Below are 18,717 nucleotides of genomic sequence, written 5' to 3'. Positions count from 1 at the left end.
TGGCGTTTTTCGGCAGCGGCGTCTGGCAAACGCCATAGGAAAATAAATCTCAGATAAAAGTCTGGCGGAGAATCAGAAGGGATATAGAGAAAAAGAAAAATGGCACACCCGACGTTGCTGGGCTGCTTTTGCTGCGCCGGCCCCAGGCCGGCGCAGCAACGCCCGTTTAGAACCGCTGTTTGATAGGTTCATCACTGTTCAGATTGCCGTTGGCCTGCGCTTCTCCGCAGGTGGTGGGGCCAAAGGCCACCACTTTGCCGTCGCTGTTTCTGAAGCCGACGTAGAACGGCGTCACGGTGCCGTTCGGCAAACGGTGGTTATAGTCGTGGCACACGCCCTGGCCGTTCAGCGTCGGCCGGGTGGCGATCGGCGCGCCGAAATCCCGGCTTACCGAGCGCTTGTCGGCGCCGACGTGAAAGGCCTCGGCGATCTTTTGATCGCGCAGCAGGCTGAAGGTATCGCAGCCGGTTAACAACAGGCTCACCGCCACAACGGCACTCCCTAACCCTTTACTCATTTTTCACTCCCTCTATATATTGAACCTAGCGGCAATTACGCTGTTTTGCCGGGTAAACGTCGGCGAGCGCCCAAGGGCGTGCCTGCTCGCAAGAGCATTAAAAAAGAGAAGCCATGCAAATTAATGATTCAGCGAATGAGATAACCGCCCCATCGCCGTGGAAAGAACCGAATGGAGACGCGTTACAGTTTGCGGATCACATTGCCAATCAGGCATTTCACGGCGTTGACTTGCGCCGTCAGCCCCGGCTTATCGGTGAGAAACACGCCGTCCAGCGCCGCGGTACCGACGGTGAAACCGACCGCATTGCCCGTCACCACGGCGGCGATACGATCTTCGCGGTCGATAGACCCGGCGATATAAACCGGTTTGTCGACCGCATCGCACACCCGCCGAATCAACGTCGGCACGTCGCCGGCAAAGCGGTAGGCCAGCAGATCCAGCCCTGTCACGCCCGGTAAAGCGGCGCGCTGGCGGGCGCTGGCGACAATATCGTCAATGTCACCTTCCAGCACGCTGGGGTGGCCGCTGATGCGACCGGCAAATGGATAGTAGCGCAGGCCAGACTGACGAATGATCGGCAGTACGCTTTCCGGCCGCGTTCCCCCCATCAATACATCAACGCCCAACGCCAGCGCCGCGCGCGCCGAATTCATCTCGCTTTCCTCATCCAGGCTGACCACTTCCAGATAAGCGGTGGCGCCGCCGGCGTGGATCGCCTGCGCCAACTGTTTGAGTTGATCCAGCGGCAGGCCGATATCCTTAAAGCCGATATGCTTCACGCCGGCAGCCAGCACTTCTGGTAGCCGCGCTTGCGCATCGGGCACCGTGCTGTCGTTGCGCGTCAGCATGAAAATAAACTCGGGTGTGTGCATGGTGTTTCCTTATTGTCTTCAGGTGATATGAGTTATTGGGCGCGCAACATTTTTTCCGCCTGCCGGAAGGCGTAAAGCAGGCTGGCGTGTTCCGCCCGTCCGCTGCCCGCGATATCGAACGCCGTACCGTGGTCGACCGAGGTGCGGATAAACGGCAGGCCGACGGTGACGTTAACGCCGTGATCCACCCCGAGATATTTCACCGGGATCAGGCCCTGGTCGTGATATTGGGCGACCACAATGTCGAACTCCCCGCGCCGGGCGCGCATGAAAACGGTATCGCCGGGCCAGGGGCCGCTGACGTCCAACCCCTGTTCCCGCGCCAGGGCGATGGCGGGCACGATGACGTCAAGATCTTCGCGGCCGAACAGGCCATTCTCCCCGGCGTGCGGATTCAGGCCGGCCACCGCAATGCGCGGTTTCGCTATGCCCAGCGCCCGACAGGCCGTTTGCGCCAGATGAATCGCACGCAGCTCGTTTTCCACGGTCGCCGCGTCGATGGCGTCCCGCAGCGAAACGTGAATGGAAACCAGGATCACTCGCAGCTCGTCGTTGGCCAGCATCATGGCGAAGTCCTGGGTGCCCGAGCGCGCCGCCAGGATCTCGGTGTGCCCCGGATAATCGATCCCCGCCAGGCGCATCGCCTCCTTGTTCAGCGGCGCGGTGACGATGCCGGCGATGCGCCCCGCCAGCGCCAAATCGATGGCGGCAACCACCCAGGCATAAGACGCCGCGCCCGCGCGCTTATCGAGCCTGCCGAGGGGCAAGTCCGCCGGCAGCGCAACGCCGGCGGAATAGACAGCGGTCTCCCCCCGCCGCCAGCCGTCGTCCCATCCCACCAGCGAGGCGGGCAGCTCGCGGATGTGCAGCGTCAGCCCCTGACAGGCCGCCGCACGCGCCAGGGCACCGGCATCGCCAATCACCACATAAGGCGTGCTCAACCGCTCTGTGGCCGCCAGTTTGGCGATGATCTCCGGCCCGATGCCGGCGGGATCGCCCATGGTTATCGCCAGCGGCAAGGTGGAAAGGGTCATCGTTCTTCTCCTTCTCGGTCAGCGCGCAACCGGGTTACGCAGTTCAACAACGTACCGGCCCGGCCGAAACCGCCCGCCTTGGTGGCGAACGGCAGCCTGCGGCCCGGCAGATTTAACAACCCGAAAGGCACGCCGGGTTCCACCTCGCCGAACAGCGTCAGTGAGCCGGCCGCCATGGCGTCGACGATACGCCGCGCGGTATCGCCGCCGGTCGCCACCAGCCCGTCAAAGGCCTCCGCGCAACGGCCAACGACCGCGCCCAGCGCAGCGGCGTGATCCGGCGCGGCCGCTCGCGCCCGAGGCGACATCAGGCAAACGACATCGGCGCATGCAAACGCCGCTCGCACCTCTTGCGCTACCGCCTCGGGTGAGGCCGCTTCAAGCAGCGTGATAAGTACGGCGCCCGCCTGCTGCAGGCTTGCCAGTTGAACGACATTCGCCGGATGCAGGCTGCCAGTCACCACCAGCACCTTGCGGGCTCGCAGCGGCGGTTGAACGGGCGGTGTGTTCTCCTCAGGAGACAACGCACGCGCCAGCGCCGCCGCCAGGCCCGGCGATCCCACCCACACCACCGGTTCGGCAATGCCGATCCGCCCCACGAGCTCATCCAGCTCGCCGTTGTCTGCGGCGTCGAATACCTGAAAGCGCGTCGATTCCAACCCCGCCATACGCTCCATGACGTAGCCGGTGACGATCGGGTTCTTCGGATCCCGCGCAAAGGCGGTCTGTTCCAGCGGAACGCCGTCGACGTATTGCCGGCCGTCCACCGTGGTGCGGCCGGCATCCGGGAAGGCCGGCGCGACGATAGCGAGGCGGCGTCCGCTGCCCGTCAGCGCCCCGCGCGTTTCCGGCCCCGGATTGCCACGCAGCGTGGAATCCACCGTTTTGTAGATGAGGCGCGCCGGTTTCACGCAGGCGGCGGCATGGCGAAAACGCCGCTCCGCCTGCTCCGGCGAAACGAAGCGGGAATCTAAATCGAAGGCGACGATCTCAGCGCCCTGCAACGCGGCATCGGGCAGGCGTAGCATGACGCAGGCATTCAGTCCGCGTGCGGCGAACGGGGCCGCGCCGTCGAGCGCGCTGGTAAGATCATCGGCGAGAATGGCAATCATCGCAGTTACCCGTAAGTGGAAAGTGATGCACACTTTGGCGGATTTGGCTGGCAATAAAAAACGATTTGCGTAGTATCGATGATTGACAAAAACTCAATCAAAGGGGGGCGCAGTGCGTCAACGAAGATTGCCTAACCTGGCGGTATTGCGGGCTTTCGAAGCTACGGTGCGGTACGGCAGCGTGTCGAAAGCCGCCAAATCTCTCAACGTCACCGACGGCGCCGTCAGCCGCGCGGTGCGCGAATTCGAGCAGGCCCTGGGATTCGCGCTGTTTCAACGCACCAGCCGCATGGTGCATCCGACGCCGCAGGCGCAAGAGCTGGCGAGCGAGATCGGCCGGGGGCTGGACAACCTGCAGTCGGCGATCGACCGCGCCTGTCGGCATCATCAGAATCGCCCGTTGGTGATCTCCTGCGAGCCGACCTTTCTGATCCGCTGGCTGATCCCGCGTCTGGCCGGTTTGCAGCAGGCGGTGGGGAAAGAACGCGATCTGCAGCTGGTCTCCGCCGGCGGCGCCGTCGCCTTCTCGCGTGAAGGCATCGATCTGGCGATTCGCCGCAACGATTTCCCGATCGCCGACGACGTGGTCGCCCGCCCGTTCCTCAAAGAACGGGTCGGCCCGGTATGCCGTCGGGAGCATGCCACGGCGGGGCGTGAACTGCGCGGCACCCTGCTCCACACCGAGACGCGCCCGCACGCCTGGCGCGACTGGTGCGCCCACAGCGGCATCGAGATCCGGCCGGGCAACGAGCTGCGTTTCGAACATTTCTATCTTAGCCTGCAGGCGGCGGTCGCCGGTGCCGGTATCGGCATCGGCCCGTTGGCGCTGGTGGCGGATGATATCGTCAACGGCGCGCTGGTGGCGCCATATGGCTTTGCGCCTGACGGGACGGATTACGTGCTGATGACCCAGGCCGACGGCCAGGAGGATGCGATATTCTCAACGGTGTTGGATTGGCTGATCGCCATGGGGGAAGAAACCGAACGGGCGGTGTTGGTGGGCGAAAAGAAAGCGTAACGGGGAGAAGTCTCCGCCTGCCGCGCAGGGCAAGCGGAGTGGCGTCAGGCGGCGATTACTTCTGTTCGGCCTGGCTTACGGTGTCTTCGGCTTTCCAGATGCGGTATTTCACTTCCGCGTCTTTCGGCGCGTATACCACGATCGGCAGGCGGCTGTTGTAGCGCTGCATCGCAGCATCACCCAGGTTGGCGGCGATGAATTGCTTGGTCTTGGTGTTGTCCGGGCAGCCCATCAGCGTGGAGGCCGGATCGGACAGCTTCTCCAGCACCAGGTAGTCATAGCCCCAGCCGGAGAGGGTTTTAGTCTCCAGCGTACCGCCGATCATATGGCGGTTGCAGTCCACTTCCAGCACCTTGCCGATCAGCAGCTCCACCTTGTAGTTCTCTTCATGTTCTTGCTTCGGCAGGTAAATCACCTGGCGGTTCATGCCCTTCTCAGCTTTCGGGTAAGGCGCGACCTTTTCCAGCGGCTGTTTGCTGATATCCGCGTCATCACCAGAGGTAGCCGCCATGGCGCTGGCGGAAACGGCCATCAGCAGGCCGGAAAATACAACGGATGCCTTGTTCATGTTTTATCCCTACACGTTGTCAAATAATCCGCCTATAAACTAATACACTACAGCCAAGCTCGCCACAGGTTTAATCTTCTTTACAATAGGTGTTCAATAGTGACAATCGCCTAATATTGTCAATTAGCCGGAGCAATAGCTCAGTGTTTCTTCAGGCTGGCGACATAGGCCTTCACCACCTGATAGACATAATCCTGGCATGCCAGCCCGGTTTGCGGATCGTATTTGCCTTGATTGGTGATGTTGTTGGACAACACGCGAATGCCGACGAACGGCACCTTGAATTCGGCGGCGATCTGCGCAGCGGAGGCGGTCTCCATTTCTTCGACCGAAGTTCGATAGCTGTCGTGGAAATAGCGAATGCGATCCAACTCGCTGTTCCAAACGTCCGCCGAGCCGATCACCCCTTCCACTACCTTGCCCTGTCGGTAATCGCTCTTAACGCTTTGCGCAATCGCCAACAGTTTGGGGTCGGCGGGAAACTGGCGCAGGCTGTGCGCCTTTTTGTCCTCGCCGGCGCTGCCCTTGGAAGCCAACAGATCCATCGGCTGCCACTGCCGCGAGTCGCTGCCTTCCCCCAACGCCTTGGCCGGCGTTTTGAACGCCCCGAGATTGACCGAATATTTACCCAGCACGATGTCATATACTTTCAGTGCCGGATCATGGCCGCCGGCGGTGCCCTGGTTGATGATCGCCACCGGGTGAAACTGCGTAGCGGCGATCGCCGTGGCCGCCGCGGCGTTGGACATGCCCTTCAGCGTCTCCGACACCACCACCGGGTAGCCGTCTACGGTGCCGTGCCAAAATCGCCAGCCGCCGATCTGCTCCTCGCGCGGATTCTCCAAGCGCTGGGCGAAACGTTCCGCCTCCACCGGCATGGCGCCCTGCACCACGATTGGTCCAGCGGCAGCAGCCTGGCCAAAGCTCAGCGGAGAAAAGGCCGCACCGGCGGCCGCCAACAATAAGACACGCGCTTTATTCTTCATCGCCACACTCTCATCCAGAAAAAAAGCAAACGATTACCTTAGCCGAAGGCGATGGCGTCGGATAGGGTTTTCTCACCGGCGGACTAAGGTTTTCTTAAGACAGAATTATTACAGTGGCGTTATTCAATCCTGTCACCGAGCCTGCGCGTGAATCCAGAATCATCATTAAATCAATCCTCAACGGCACCGCAAATTAAGACAACCGCCCTTTACTCCCTGCCGACATCCTTTTACCGTTGGCAGGTTTTTGGCCTGCTGATCAGCGGCCTGCTGTTCCTGTGGCTCTCCCGCAACGAACAGCTGGACTGGGCGATCAGCAACTATTGGTACGATCCCGCCAGCGGGCATTTCCCGTGGCAAAACAATTATTGGCTGGATCTGATCAACCACCGCCTGCTGAAGCAAATAGTGATCGTTGGGGCGGTGCTAACGTTGTTTTGGGGTATCTATCGCCGCAACGCGCGCCTGATCGTGACCATGCTGTTGATCGGTATCGGCCCGTTGGTGGTGGGCATTCTCAAAGCCACCAGCGCTCACTCCTGCCCGTGGGATCTGATCGAGTACGGCGGCAAGGCGATGTCCTTCCCGCTGTTCGGCGCGGTACCGGCACAGCCGGGCCCCGGCCGCTGCTTCCCCGGCGGGCACGCCTCGAGCGGTTTCGCGGTCATGGCGTTGTTTTTCCTGTTTTATCCGCAGCGTCCGCGCCTGGCCTGGTGGTGCTGGTGCGGCGGCATTGCGCTCGGCATGCTGATGGGCTTTGGCCAAATCATGCGCGGCGCACATTTTCTTACCCATAACCTGTGGGCAGGTTGGTGGGTTTGGTTAAGCCAGTTGGCTATTTATTGGACGGTTAGCGGCTATTGGCGCCGCAAGACGAGGTAACGGTTATGGAACAGTTGAACCATTTTCTTTTCGCCTGGATCAATGCGACCCCGGCGTCTCCCGAGTGGATGATCGATTTCGCCACCTTTTTGGCGCGCGATCTTATCATCATCGTGCCGCTACTGATCGTCGGCCTGTGGCTGTGGGGGCCGCAAAGCCAGCTGGTTTCGCAACGCCAGGTGGTAGCAAAAACCACTATCGCGCTGCTGTTCGCCATGCTCGCCGCCGCCGCCATCGGCGCACTGCTGCCGCATGAGCGCCCATTCGTCGCCGGTGTCGGCTATACCTTCCTGGCACATGCGCCGGACAGCTCGTTCCCGAGCGATCACGGCACCGCCATCTTTACCTTTGCGCTGGCGTTCCTGTTCTGGCACCGGGTCTGGTCCGGCGTGCTGCTGATGATCGTCGCCGTCGGCATCGCCTGGTCACGCGTTTATCTCGGCGTGCACTGGCCGCTGGATATGGTCGGCGGTTTCCTGCTCGGCCTGGTCGGCTGCCTGTTCGCCCAGCTGGTGTGGAATCTGTTCGGCGATGTCATCGCCGACAAGCTGTCGCGCCTGTATCGTTTCCTGTTCGCCTTCGCCATCCGACGCGGCTGGGTGAAAGAGTAACTGCACAACATGACCGGGGCGTTACCGCCCCGTTATTTCACACCACGCCGGTGGTCACGCAGAACGCCCGCGTTTTTCCCGCTCCCAGCATCATTCCTGCCTCTCCCTCCAGCGCATTCGGACGAAAGTTCGCCGGTTGGATAAAAGCCAGCAACCGCCGGTTGCCCCGAACATCGATGCGCCGGAGACCATAGTTGAATTGCCCGGTGGCGAAGCGCGTCACATAACGCCGGCCTTGCGGCGCCAGCATAAAGAACTCGGCCTGATCCACATAGCGCGACAGATCATCGGAGCACAGCAGTTCCTGCCCAAGCGCATCCCCCAACAGCGCCGGCGCTGGCAGGTTCTGGCGGAATACCGCGTCGGGAATGCAATCGTAGTTAAGGCGACACACATAGCGCAGCGGCTGCGGCCGATCGGCCAGGTTGGTGACCGTCATCTCAATGGCGAACTGCGCGCTCTGCGCCGCCAGACGCAGCGCCGGGCCGATACGCCAACCCCCACCCGCCCGCTCCCCCTCGCCGCACAACGTCAGCTCATCGCCCGCCAGCTGCAGCCACACGCGTTGCATCTGCGGCGGCATACCGTCCTGATTCGGCCAGGCGGAACAGAACGCGGCATTGTCAGCGCGCTTTCTTCCTGCACCCCGTACGCTGCGGCGGCCCGACTTCAGCGAATAACCGTCAAACTCAGCGTCCCAGATCGCGAGACCCTGATACGGTAAAACCGTCAGTGCGCCACGGTGATTCGCCAATGTCAGCATCGGCCCGCGATCTGCACAGCGATGCGCGCTCACCGCGAAATCCGCATTGCGGAACAGTTCCTCCCGACGCGCCCCGAAAGCTTCAGGAGCCAGATCGATGTTGATCTTCATCTTTTTTCCCTCGACGTTTCGCCCGCGCAGGCCGCGAGCCCTAAAATGTTATTTAAATAACAAATAGCACGTCTTTAAGTTATACCTATAACAGGGCGATAGCGACGATCGGATCGACATTTTTAAACATCGCTAGGTTTATCGGCATCTGAATGTTATTATTTTCACATTACCCATCCCGCTTATTGTCTTAACCTCACTAAGGAATCGCGATGACCACCGAAACCATCGACTACGCCAGCTACGTTGATCACACCCTGCTGGCGATGGACGCCACCGAACTGCAGATCGCCAAGCTGTGCGAAGAAGCGCAGCAGCACAACTTCTATGCGGTATGCGTCAACTCCGGCTACGTGCCGCTGGCAGCCCAGTTGCTGCAGGAAAGCACCGTGAAAGTCTGCTCGGTAATCGGTTTCCCACTGGGCGCCGGCCTGACCGTCGCCAAAGCCTTTGAAGCGAAAGCGGCGATCGCCGCCGGCGCGCAAGAGATCGATATGGTGATCAACGTCGGCTGGTTGAAAAGCGGCCTTCTGGACGAAGTGAAAGCCGACATCGCCGCCGTGCGCGAGGTTTGCGCGGCGATCCCGTTGAAGGTAATATTGGAAACCTGCCTGCTCAGCGATGCGCAGATCGTCCAGGTTTGTGAAATGTGTCGCGAACTCGATGTGGCCTTCGTGAAAACCTCCACCGGCTTCAGCACCGGCGGCGCTCGGGAAGAGCACGTCAAACTGATGCGCGAGACCGTGGGCAGCGAAATGGGCGTGAAAGCTTCTGGCGCCGTGCGCGATCGCGCCACCGCCGAGAAGATGATCAAAGCCGGGGCCACGCGTATCGGCACCAGCTCCGGCGTCGCCATCGTATCCGGCGCTCAGCCGGCGGCGGGCAGCTACTGATCGTCGGCATGCCCTGACGGGCACTGCCAATACACTATGATGCGGGACAATACGGGCGGCCAATGCGGCCCGATATTGCCCCGCATTGTTGTGTTTAGCGCCGGACACGCCGGCACGCCCTTTTACCTCTACTACCTGTGGGAAGACGGACCTATGGAAACGCGGCGCGAAGAACGTATCAACCGGTTAGTTCAGGCGTTAAAACGCGCTGACAAGATCCACCTGAAAGAAGCCGCCGTGCTGCTGGGGGTCTCCGAGATGACCATTCGCCGCGATCTGAGCGCCGAACCGGCGGCCGTGGTGCTGCTCGGCGGCTATGTGGTGACCGACCCCCGCAGCAACGGCGTGACCAACTACTTCGTTTCCGATCAAAAAGCCAAGCAGGTGACGGAAAAACGGCGCATCGGCCTGCTGGCGGCGCCGCTGATCAATGAAAACGACACGGTATTTTTCGACTGCGGCACCACCACCCCGGCGATCATCGACGCCATCGCCGACGAGCTGACCTTCACCGCCGTGTGTCATTCGCTGAACACCTTCCTGGCGCTGCAGGACAAACCGAACTGCAAGGTGGTCCTGTGCGGCGGCGAGTTCAAACCGAACAACTACATCTTTTCCAGCGTCAGCGGCCGTAACGAGCTCGATCACATCTGCCCGAACATCGCCTTTATCTCCGCCGCCGGTCTCAGCCTGGAACATGGCGCCACCTGCTTCAACTTCGACGAGCTTGAGATGAAGCATCGCGCCATGGCGATGGCGCAGCAAAAAATCCTGGTGGCCGACCACAGCAAGTTCGGCAAAACCAAACCGGCCTGCATCGGCCCGCTGACGCAGTTCGATCGGGTGATCAGCGATCGTCAACCGGACGCCGACTTCATGGCGTTCTTCAACGACAACGCCATCGCTACCCGCTATTAATCCGCCTTTAGCGCCGTCGCAGCCGACGGCGCACCTCCGATTTCCCCCTATCTCCGCCTAAAAATGAACAAATAATGCGCAATCGATTCGCGTTTTTCACTTATCCTCACGCAACATCAGGTTAATAAAATGCAACAGGTCACCCGAGTGATTATTTTCTTACAGGCTAAACCGGCTGTCAGCTGCGTGAATTAACGACTATTTATGGCTTTTATATGATAAATCGCGCCAAAGGCCGAGATGTTTAAATAAACGGCGGTTTAAGCGATTGCAGCAAATCTCGCCAATCCCTGTTAGTTATCTGTTATTTATATGATGAATGGTTACGCATTTTTATCCGCTAACCACGTAAGTAATTTCCCTTCGTTATTAGCGGCGTTTTTTAATAAAAAACCATTAAAAACAAATGGATGAATTGAGTTTTACTTAAAAACACAATGTGATCTACGTCACTAAAACTGCTTAATCCGGGTTTTTCGCTAGATCCAAAACCACGCATAAAATATATTGCTCGGCTTGCTGCTGAGCACAGCGCTTTATCCGGCTAATTATTGTACAAACCGCATAATCGCAGAAATCTTTATGAGAGCGTTCTCAGCACAAAATCTTACACAAATGTGCAACAAATGCGCGAAAAATCGATAAAAAAGCTGATAACTGCACATATTGCGCATTTGAGAGCAGGATCACGGTTGTTTCTACTGTAAATCGTTATCTTGCCGCCAACAAAAATCGACAGGCAAAGACCTGTCGGCAGCGGTAACGACTTTTATCGCCCGTGACGGTGAAAAGTCTTTAGTGAATTACCCGGCGCTGTGCCTTGGTAATGAACGCAATAAACAACCAGGGGGACGCCAAAACATCCCCGCAAGCAACACCTGATTCTTACCGCAAGCGTTGCCTGAATAGGACGTTTGACGGTTTAACCTTAAGTTTTGCCTTTTAATTTTAAATTCGTGTTCACTTCGGAGATATTTATGGACACTACACAGACCGGCACAATTGCCTCTGCGGCCTCGGGCTCCAGCAGTACCTGGCGTAAAACGGATACCATGTGGATGTTGGGCCTGTACGGCACCGCCATCGGCGCAGGCGTCCTGTTCTTGCCAATCAACGCCGGCATCGGCGGTTTGATTCCTCTGATCATCATGGCCATCATCGCTTTCCCGATGACCTTCTTTGCCCACCGCGGCCTGTGCCGTTTCGTTCTGTCCGGCAAAAATCCCGGTGAAGACATCACCGCCGTGGTAGAAGAGCACTTCGGCATCACCGCCGGTAAACTGATTACCCTGCTGTACTTCTTCGCCATCTACCCGATTCTGTTGGTTTACAGCGTGGCGATCACCAACACCGTCGACAGTTTCATCACCCACCAGTTGGGCATGACGTCGCCACCGCGCGCCATCCTGTCGCTGATCCTGATCGTCGGCCTGATGACCATCGTGCGCTTCGGTGAGCAGGCCATCGTGAAAACCATGAGCATCCTGGTCTTCCCGTTCGTTGCGGTACTGATGCTGCTGGCGGTGTATCTGATCCCTAACTGGACCGGCGCCATCTTCGAAAACGTATCGCTGTCCGGCAGCGGTACCGGCATGGGCCACGGCCTGATCATGACCCTGTGGCTGGCGATCCCGGTAATGGTGTTCTCCTTCAACCACTCGCCGATCATCTCCGCCTTCGCCGTCGCCAAACGCGAAGAGTACGGCGCAGACGCCGAGAAAAAATGCTCCCGCATTCTGGCTTATGCACACATCATGATGGTGCTGACCGTGATGTTCTTCGTGTTCAGCTGCGTGCTGAGCCTGACGCCGGAAAACCTGGCGGAAGCCAAGGCGCAGAACATCTCGATTCTGTCTTACCTGGCTAACCACTTTAACAACCCGATGATCGAGTACATCGCGCCGGTTATCGCCTTCGTCGCCATCACCAAGTCGTTCCTGGGCCACTACCTGGGCGCCCGTGAAGGCTTCAACGGCCTGGTTGCCAAGTCGATGAAGAGCCGTGGCAAAACCGTCAGCACCGCCAAGCTGAACCGCATGACCGCTATCTTCATGCTGGTGACCACCTGGATCGTCGCCACCCTGAACCCAAGCATCCTGGGCATGATCGAAACCCTGGGTGGCCCAATCATCGCCATGCTGCTGTTCCTGATGCCGATGTATGCCATCCGTAAAGTGCCTGCCATGCGCAAGTACAGCGGCCACATCAGCAACGTGTTCGTGGTTGTGATGGGTCTGATTGCTATCTCTGCTATCGTGTTCAGCCTGCTCGGCTAATCACGTCCGGCCGGCGCCGCTGCGCGCCGGCCCTCCCGCACACCCCCATTTCCCGTATTCACCGCCTGAAACCTGAAGAAGGAGGCGAGACCATGGTCAGCGTTTTCGATATTTTCAAAATTGGCATCGGCCCATCCAGCTCCCACACCGTTGGCCCGATGAAAGCCGGCAAACAGTTCGTCGACGATCTGATCGCCCACCAGCAGCTGCAGGACACCACCCGCGTGGTGGTCGACGTGTACGGTTCGCTGTCGTTGACCGGTAAAGGTCACCACACCGATATCGCCATCATCATGGGCCTGGCCGGCAACCTGCCGCACGACGTGGACATCGACAGCATTCCGGGCTTTATCCGCGACGTCGAACAGCGCGGCCGCCTGCCGCTGGCCAACGGCCATCACGAGGTGGATTTCCCGCTGCACGGCGGCATGAATTTCCACAGCGACAACCTGCCGCTGCACGAAAACGGCATGCGCATCCGCGCCTTCGCCGGTGAGCGCCTGCTGCACAGCAAAACCTATTACTCGATCGGTGGCGGTTTCATCGTCGACGAAGAGCACTTCGGCCAATCCGCCGAGGGCGCCACGCCGGTGCCCTACCCGTTCAAATCGGCGCACGATCTGCAGCAGCATTGCAAAGACACCGGGCTGTCGTTGTCCGGCCTGGTGATGCAAAATGAGCTGGCGCTGCGCAGCAAGGCGGATATCGACGCGCACTTCGCCGACGTCTGGCAGGTGATGAGCGCCGGCATCGAACGCGGCATCAACACCGAAGGCTTGCTGCCCGGCCCGATGAAAGTGCCACGCCGCGCCGCCGCGCTGCGCCGCATTCTGGTGACCGGTGATAAGAACAATATCGACCCGATGAACGTGGTCGATTGGATCAACATGTTCGCGTTGGCGGTCAACGAAGAGAACGCCGCCGGTGGCCGCGTGGTCACCGCGCCGACCAACGGCGCCTGCGGCATCATCCCTGCGGTGCTGGCTTACTATGACAAGTTCATCCGTCCGGTAAACGCCAACTCCTACACCCGCTACTTCCTGGCGTCCGGCGTGATTGGCGCGCTGTACAAGATGAACGCCTCCATCTCCGGTGCCGAAGTGGGCTGCCAGGGGGAAGTGGGCGTAGCCTGCTCGATGGCGGCGGCCGGATTGACCGAGCTGCTCGGCGGCAGCCCGGCGCAGGTGTGCATCGCGGCGGAGATCGCCATGGAGCACCATTTGGGGCTGACCTGCGATCCGCTCGCCGGCCAGGTTCAGGTGCCCTGCATCGAGCGCAACGCCATTTCCGCCGTCAAGGCAGTCAACGCCGCGCGCATGGCGATGCGCCGCACCAGCGAACCGCGGGTTTGTCTGGATAAGGTGATCGAAACCATGTACGAGACCGGCAAAGACATGAACGCCAAATACCGCGAAACCTCACAGGGCGGGCTGGCGATCAAGGTCGTGGCCTGCAACTGATCGTTACGGAGGGGCACTTAAGGCGCCGGCCGGTCCGATTTGGCCGGCGCCGTCTCAATGCCGCTCCTTCCCTGCCGCAATGCCCGGTTGAATGCCGGCTCTAGCGCCCACGGCGCTGTGCCGCAGCCAACCGTAAAGCTCGGCATTACGCCGGAATCCCATCTTGCGCATCACGCTCATCTTGTGATTGCTGACGGTTTTCACGCTGATGTCCAGCATCCGTGCGATTTGCGTTACTCCCATCTCCCGCGTCATGCAGCGCATGATCTCCTGTTCGCGCAGCGTCAGGCCCCGGTGTTGGCATACGCAGCTCCTGCCACAACCCGGCCGGCCCGGCCATTTGCTGCGCCGCTCCAGCTCGGCACTCACCTGATACAGCGCCGAGACCAGCGACGTATCGTGGTAGATAACCCCGGCCTCCAGCGAGCAACGGTTCCCGACGGTGCGTTTGTGCCGCCCCTCCGGCGTTCGCAACGAGAAATACAGTGTCTTGCGCCCCGCGGCCTGCGCCTCAAAGAAGTGACAAAAACAGCTTTGCACGCCAGGGGGAAAATAGCAGAACACCAGATCGGCCTCGTGAACCTGCTGCGCATCCAGTAACAGCGTGCGCTTGCCGTAAGTGCTGAAATGAAGCGCCAGGGCCGCCTGCCAACCGGCGCTGAAGTAGCGGTTTTCATCAAATAGCGCGATTTTTATCATCGTGTTCATCCCTGCCTCCCCGCCGTTCCGGCTTCCCGTTTAACCGCCTGGCCGCCCTTTGCCGGTGCCTGACTGTTGTCGATGCGTAATTCATAAATCATGGTGGCGTTAGGTGGCACTTTCGGCGGGTAGCCGGTTTCGCCATAGGCCAGCGCCGGCGGCACGACCATCGTCAGCGAACCGTGGTTGTGCAGATGGCTTATCGCCTCCCGGAACAGCGGCGGATACTCGGACAGCGGTTGCGACAGCACCTTGCCGCTCAGTTCCATATCCTGGATCATCGTGCCGTCGGTCAGCTTCTCCTTCACGACCACATCGACCACCGCCGTTGGCGCCAGCGCGCCCTCCCCGGCGTAATCCACCCGATACCAAAAGCCCATCGCCGACTGCTTGACACCCTTTTGTTGACTGAACTGCGCCAGGTAATCTTCATCACGCCGCCGCTGTTCGTTAACGCGTTTCTCACGCGCGGTCACGGCGGCGGCATCCGCCTGCGCCGTCAGCGTATTCAGTTCATCCTGCGGCAGTTGCAAACGCCCCGACACGCTATCGATGACGCCCGCTAACAGGCTGTCGCGATCCACCTGGACGCCCCAGCTTTGACGCTCCGTCACGACACTCTGAATATCCCTTCCCAACGCGCTGCCCGCTGCGTAGGACAAACGTTTCCGTTCATCCTTCAACTGTTCCGGCGTCATCTCCCATTGCAGCCGTTTATGCAGCGCCAACAGTTCTTCGCGCGTCTGCTGGGTCACTTTCTGCTCACCGGCCAGCTTCTGCTCACTTGCCTCCAACGCGGCGCGCAGAGTGTGCAGCTCCTCCTGGTGCTCGCGCTGGCGTTGTGCAAGCGTCTGTGCCGATGCCTGCGCGGCGGACTCCAGCTCGGTGACGCGCCGTTCAGCCTGCATCGCCGCCGCTTTGGTTTTAGCGGTTTCCTGCGTCGCCTGACGCAGCAGCGCTTCGGCGCGCTGGGCATCGGGCGAACCGCGCCAGGCGGCGCCCAGCCCAGCGATCCACTGCCGCAGCGTTGACGAATCAGGCAACGTCGCGACGGAGGGTGCTGCTTTTTCCTCCCGCAGCGCAGCAAGTTCCTGGCGCAACATCGTCAGTTCCATTCTCTGGCGCGCCAACTGTTGGTCACGCGCCAATAATTCCTGGCTCAGCGTAAAAGCTTTGGCCGGTGAAGCAGGCAGGTTGGTGTCCGACGGACGCTTTGCCGGCTCACGCTTTTTTTGCCCCGCCCCGCGGTCGGCGGGTGCCGTGTTTTCACTCTTCGCCCCGGTATTCTGCCGTTGATACTGCTCGGCAAACTGCAGCAGCGCCGGCACGCCGTCGTCCGCCTGCGCGACGCCGGTGAACAGCAGAGCGACACAGCCCAGCAGGCGCAGCTTCATTTAACCTGCTCTCCGCGATCCGCCAAGCCGGTCAACACCGCCTGATTCACCCCGGCGCAGAGATAATTGACCTTGTAGCGATACAGCGCATCCACCGTCTCCTGCGTGTCGCCGTTTACCCGGGCGCGCAGGTTGGCGTACTGCGAAGCGCCGCTCATCAGGCTGTCGAAGGCCTGTTTATAGCGCTGATACTGTTTCTCGTTGATCGTGCGCAATGCACCCAGTTGCTCCTGGCATTGCTGCAGCTGCTCGGCCTCACGCTGCTTGCGCAAAGCCTCTTCCGATGGAACTTGCACAGCCTGAGTTTTGGTGTTCAGGGCGGGCTTGCCCGGTTTTGGGTTTTGACAGGCGGCAGCACTCAACGCCAATAGGCACAGCAGGCCCATGCGCAGGGCGCGATTGAGGGGCTTTATCATCATTGCGTTTTTTGTCCTTGTAGACGCTTATTCGTATTCCAACGTAAAAGTGGCCACCGCGCTGAAGGTGCCGCGGCCGATGGACTTCGTTTGGATGGCCTCCGGCTCTCCCTGCACATAGGCTTGCAGCGTGAGGGTGGTGTTGCCGGCATTCAGACGGAATTTATCGCTGGCGCGATTGAGCGGCAGCGCCTTGCCGCTGCTGTCCTCCAGCCCGATGCCGATCCCCGACGCCAGGCTACCGGCATCGAGCGCCAACAGGCCGGGCAATTTGGCGTTCTCGGTGCCGGTAAACGTAATGGTCACCGTATTGCCCAGGCTGAGATCGCACTCGGTCAGATGCAACGCGAAGGTTTGGCTGTGGGTGCGGGTGTTCAAATACAGGTATTTGTCGACGATGGTGCCGAAATCCAGTTGGATGTCCTCATCCCCCGGTTGTATGACACACGGCTCGGCCACCAGCGTACCGTGAAAGCGCATGTTTTCCGCCGCAGCCGCCGGCTGCGACATCATGCCAGCCAGCATTACCATGCCGGCTCCCAGCAGCGCGCTTCGGCGCCGGTTCGTCTCTGTCGCGCGCATGACGCCACTCCCTTTGGTTATGCTTGCGCCGGTCAGGTGCAAGCGGCGTATTAGTCGTAATAAAGGCGGAAATCGATCGCCGCACGGTAAGCGCCGGCGCTCAGGGTCGCCGGGGTGCGCACCGGCGTCACCGTATACGTCAGGGTGTTTTGTCCCGGCGTCAGCAATACCGGTTTGTTACGCGCGCCGAGACGCACCGGCAGGCCGCTGGCATCCGCCAACTGCAACCCCAAGCCAGTGACGCCGGCGACCCTGACCAGACCCGGCGCGTCGTCATCCGTCGATGCGGAAAACGCCACAGACACCGCAGGCTGGCTGCCGCTCCAGGCCAGAACCCCGGTCCAGGCGTCGCGGTTGCTCGCCGGCGCCCGCAGACAGTCTTTCAGCGTCAGCTCGAACGCCACCGGCGTGCCGCGATCGCCCGGGCGCTGGAAGTGCGCCGTTCCCGTCTCTCCCAGCCACACTTCCTGACGAGCGGTGGTCATTTCCAGACTGCAGGCGCTTTCCGTCAACGCGCCGTAGACGTGGAGCGTGCCGTTCGCGCCCTCCACGTCCCAGTTGTCCACCGCGCGGGCCGACGGCATCAGCATCAACATCGTGCCCGCCGTCAGTGGCACCATTAGCGCGGCCAACACCGTCAGGCCGATAGTGCGTCGCTGATGGCGTTCATAGGCCTTTCCCAATAGCATGGGGATCTTTCGTTGCATGATTCGTTCACTCCGCTGTGTTCATGACTTGGTCTTCCCTGCTTGCGCGCGGCTCGTCATTTGGCGACCGGCACGGCCTGGCAGGCATTGCCGGCGCAGCGGAAGTTCAACTGCGGCCGCCCACCGTAATCGTTGATGTACGCCAGCGACGGAGCGTTACCGAGGCTCGCAGCGGAAACGTTCAGCGAGGCACTGGCCTTCGGCGCCACCATCAACGGTTCAAAGCCCGCCGCCCCTTTCCCGCCCTTGCCGGCGCTCGCCTCAACGATCGTCACGTAATAAGGAGTCGGGTTGTTCACCACGTACTTGTCACCCTGCCGGGTCAGCGTCAGCTGCTCCTGCCATGGGGCAGCATTCTTCTTCGGGGCAAGCGCCGCCGGGCGATAAAACATTTTGATGCGCGTCTGCAATGCTATCTGCAGTGTGTTCGGCTTATTGCTGCGCGGCGGGATCTCGCGCAGGTTGAAGTAATACAACGTCTCCCTGTCCTGCGGCAGCTGACGCGCGGCCGGTAGCGACTGGATCTTCACCTGGCTCGGTTTGCCCGGCTCCACTCGCTGCACCGGCGGCAGCACGGTGAAAGGGCTTTGGATTTTGTTGCCGCGATCGTCTTCGATCCATCCCTGCGCCAAATACGGTAACTGTTTGTTCTGGTTACTGATGTTGAGACTGACCGTTTTCAGGTCGCCGTCGAAAATCACGCGCGTGCGATCCAGCGCGATGGCCGCATGAGCGGGCAGGCTGACCGCACCGATCGTCAACGCGGCGGCGAGTGGGCCCACAAGAAAAACGGTCTTTCTGGTCATAGTCAGATTCATCATGTCTTCACGGTTCCAGTCGGCCGAAGGCGGGCAATTCCGCCCCGGCGGTTTAACGGCGAAGCTCGCTCCGCCGG

General features: G+C 60.4%; 20 protein-coding genes. 7 read left to right on the top strand and 13 right to left on the bottom strand.

The window, feature by feature from the left end:
• Positions 1-166: 166 nt before the first annotated feature.
• The 4 genes from EGY12_RS15040 to EGY12_RS15025 form a co-directional block, all read right to left on the bottom strand.
• Entirely contained in the window at positions 167-517 is a 351-nt protein-coding gene (locus tag EGY12_RS15040) for a hypothetical protein (RefSeq protein ID WP_123894463.1), read from the bottom strand.
• Positions 518-699: 182 nt separating this feature from the next.
• Positions 700-1,392, bottom strand: coding sequence for a 4-hydroxythreonine-4-phosphate dehydrogenase (locus EGY12_RS15035; protein WP_123894462.1), 693 nt, complete (start codon positions 1,390-1,392; stop codon positions 700-702).
• A gap of 32 nt (positions 1,393-1,424) precedes the next feature.
• Positions 1,425-2,426, bottom strand: a complete 1,002-nt coding sequence (gene pdxA / locus EGY12_RS15030) for a 4-hydroxythreonine-4-phosphate dehydrogenase PdxA (RefSeq protein ID WP_123894461.1) — start codon at positions 2,424-2,426, stop codon at positions 1,425-1,427.
• Positions 2,423-3,538 carry a four-carbon acid sugar kinase family protein gene (locus EGY12_RS15025; RefSeq protein ID WP_123894460.1) on the bottom strand — a complete coding sequence of 372 codons (1,116 nt, stop codon included), beginning with the start codon at positions 3,536-3,538 and terminating at the stop codon, positions 2,423-2,425. The genes pdxA and EGY12_RS15025 overlap by 4 nt, the downstream gene beginning before the upstream one ends.
• Before the next feature lie 112 nt (positions 3,539-3,650).
• Here EGY12_RS15025 and EGY12_RS15020 point away from each other — a divergent pair, with 112 nt between their 5' ends.
• Positions 3,651-4,556: a LysR family transcriptional regulator gene (locus EGY12_RS15020; RefSeq protein WP_216641500.1), complete on the top strand. Its 906-nt coding sequence runs from the start codon at positions 3,651-3,653 to the stop codon at positions 4,554-4,556.
• A gap of 55 nt (positions 4,557-4,611) precedes the next feature.
• Here EGY12_RS15020 and eco read toward each other — a convergent pair whose 3' ends face one another.
• Together eco and EGY12_RS15010 are read right to left on the bottom strand one after the other, a co-directional pair.
• Positions 4,612-5,124: a serine protease inhibitor ecotin gene (gene eco, locus EGY12_RS15015; protein ID WP_123894459.1), complete on the bottom strand. Its 513-nt coding sequence runs from the start codon at positions 5,122-5,124 to the stop codon at positions 4,612-4,614.
• Positions 5,125-5,264: 140 nt separating this feature from the next.
• Positions 5,265-6,110, bottom strand: a complete 846-nt coding sequence (locus tag EGY12_RS15010; RefSeq protein ID WP_123894458.1) for a 5'-methylthioadenosine/S-adenosylhomocysteine nucleosidase — start codon at positions 6,108-6,110, stop codon at positions 5,265-5,267.
• A gap of 147 nt (positions 6,111-6,257) precedes the next feature.
• Here EGY12_RS15010 and EGY12_RS15005 point away from each other — a divergent pair, with 147 nt between their 5' ends.
• Together EGY12_RS15005 and ybjG are read left to right on the top strand one after the other, a co-directional pair.
• Positions 6,258-6,992, top strand: a complete 735-nt coding sequence (locus EGY12_RS15005) for a phosphatase PAP2 family protein (protein ID WP_123894457.1) — start codon at positions 6,258-6,260, stop codon at positions 6,990-6,992.
• A 5-nt stretch (positions 6,993-6,997) separates the two neighbouring features.
• Complete coding sequence (ybjG, locus tag EGY12_RS15000) at positions 6,998-7,603, top strand: undecaprenyl-diphosphate phosphatase (protein ID WP_123894456.1); 606 nt, start codon at positions 6,998-7,000, stop codon at positions 7,601-7,603.
• 37 nt (positions 7,604-7,640) lie between these two features.
• Here ybjG and EGY12_RS14995 read toward each other — a convergent pair whose 3' ends face one another.
• On the bottom strand, positions 7,641-8,477 hold the full coding sequence (locus EGY12_RS14995; protein WP_123894455.1) for a hypothetical protein: 837 nt from the start codon (positions 8,475-8,477) through the stop codon (positions 7,641-7,643).
• A 212-nt stretch (positions 8,478-8,689) separates the two neighbouring features.
• On the opposite strand from EGY12_RS14995, the gene deoC reads away from it, so the two are divergent.
• The 4 genes from deoC to EGY12_RS14975 all read left to right on the top strand — a co-directional run bounded on the left by deoC (position 8,690) and on the right by EGY12_RS14975 (position 14,024).
• Entirely contained in the window at positions 8,690-9,370 is a 681-nt protein-coding gene (deoC, locus tag EGY12_RS14990; protein WP_099817570.1) for a deoxyribose-phosphate aldolase, read from the top strand.
• A gap of 153 nt (positions 9,371-9,523) precedes the next feature.
• Positions 9,524-10,288, top strand: a complete 765-nt coding sequence (gene deoR, locus EGY12_RS14985; RefSeq protein WP_123894454.1) for a DNA-binding transcriptional repressor DeoR — start codon at positions 9,524-9,526, stop codon at positions 10,286-10,288.
• A 977-nt stretch (positions 10,289-11,265) separates the two neighbouring features.
• Positions 11,266-12,564 carry an HAAAP family serine/threonine permease gene (locus EGY12_RS14980; RefSeq protein WP_004938697.1) on the top strand — a complete coding sequence of 433 codons (1,299 nt, stop codon included), beginning with the start codon at positions 11,266-11,268 and terminating at the stop codon, positions 12,562-12,564.
• Between the two features lie 92 nt (positions 12,565-12,656).
• A complete protein-coding gene (locus EGY12_RS14975) occupies positions 12,657-14,024 on the top strand; it encodes an L-serine ammonia-lyase (protein ID WP_025302221.1) in 1,368 nt (455 codons plus the stop codon).
• A gap of 54 nt (positions 14,025-14,078) precedes the next feature.
• On the opposite strand, the gene EGY12_RS14970 is transcribed toward EGY12_RS14975, so the two are convergent.
• The 6 genes from EGY12_RS14970 to EGY12_RS14945 form a co-directional block, all read right to left on the bottom strand.
• On the bottom strand, positions 14,079-14,732 hold the full coding sequence (locus EGY12_RS14970; RefSeq protein WP_123894453.1) for a helix-turn-helix transcriptional regulator: 654 nt from the start codon (positions 14,730-14,732) through the stop codon (positions 14,079-14,081).
• The gene (locus EGY12_RS14965) at positions 14,729-16,117 is read right to left on the bottom strand and encodes an FKBP-type peptidyl-prolyl cis-trans isomerase N-terminal domain-containing protein (RefSeq protein WP_123894452.1); all 1,389 of its coding nucleotides are present in this window, start codon (positions 16,115-16,117) and stop codon (positions 14,729-14,731) included. Before EGY12_RS14965 ends, EGY12_RS14970 begins: the two co-directional genes overlap by 4 nt.
• Positions 16,114-16,536 (bottom strand): hypothetical protein, encoded by a 423-nt coding sequence (locus EGY12_RS14960; RefSeq protein ID WP_123894451.1) that lies wholly within the window; start codon positions 16,534-16,536, stop codon positions 16,114-16,116. Before EGY12_RS14960 ends, EGY12_RS14965 begins: the two co-directional genes overlap by 4 nt.
• Positions 16,537-16,560: 24 nt before the next feature.
• On the bottom strand, positions 16,561-17,115 hold the full coding sequence (locus EGY12_RS14955; protein WP_123894450.1) for a fimbrial protein: 555 nt from the start codon (positions 17,113-17,115) through the stop codon (positions 16,561-16,563).
• A 50-nt stretch (positions 17,116-17,165) separates the two neighbouring features.
• Complete coding sequence (locus tag EGY12_RS14950; protein WP_123895607.1) at positions 17,166-17,804, bottom strand: fimbrial protein; 639 nt, start codon at positions 17,802-17,804, stop codon at positions 17,166-17,168.
• Between the two features lie 74 nt (positions 17,805-17,878).
• Positions 17,879-18,643: a fimbria/pilus periplasmic chaperone gene (locus tag EGY12_RS14945; protein WP_123894449.1), complete on the bottom strand. Its 765-nt coding sequence runs from the start codon at positions 18,641-18,643 to the stop codon at positions 17,879-17,881.
• Between the last annotated feature and the right edge of the window lie 74 nt (positions 18,644-18,717).

Origin of the sequence: Serratia sp. FDAARGOS_506 (assembly GCF_003812745.1) — a bacterium.
GTDB lineage: Bacteria > Pseudomonadota > Gammaproteobacteria > Enterobacterales > Enterobacteriaceae > Serratia.
Note: the sequence above shows the minus strand (reverse complement) of the source record. Positions and strands in the feature narration are given on the sequence as shown.